This is a genomic window from Ligilactobacillus salitolerans (genome assembly GCF_003864415.1).
GTDB lineage: Bacteria > Bacillota > Bacilli > Lactobacillales > Lactobacillaceae > Ligilactobacillus > Ligilactobacillus salitolerans.
On sequence record NZ_BFFP01000079.1, the window covers coordinates 944 to 1308 of the forward strand.

At 53.4% G+C, this 365-nt stretch carries 1 rRNA gene (cut by a window edge); it reads left to right on the forward strand.

The features are described from left to right. Nucleotides 1–365: ribosomal RNA gene (locus tag LFYK43_RS12085) — 23S ribosomal RNA — on the forward strand (its annotated part extends 943 nt beyond the left edge of the window); the annotation flags it as partial.

Genomic DNA, 365 nt, shown 5'->3' on the forward strand with positions numbered 1-365 from the left:
ACCGCAAACCGACACAGGTAGTCGAGGAGAGTATCCTCAGGTGAGCGAGAGAACTCTCGTTAAGGAACTCGGCAAAATGACCCCGTAACTTCGGGAGAAGGGGTGCTGGTCTAACGACCAGCCGCAGTGAATAGGCCCAGGCGACTGTTTATCAAAAACACAGGTTTCTGCAAAATCGTAAGATGATGTATAGGGGCTGACGCCTGCCCGGTGCTGGAAGGTTAAGAGGATGAGTCAGCGCAAGCGAAGCTCAGAATCGAAGCCCCAGTAAACGGCGGCCGTAACTATAACGGTCCTAAGGTAGCGAAATTCCTTGTCGGGTAAGTTCCGACCCGCACGAAAGGCGTAACGATCTGGGCACTGTC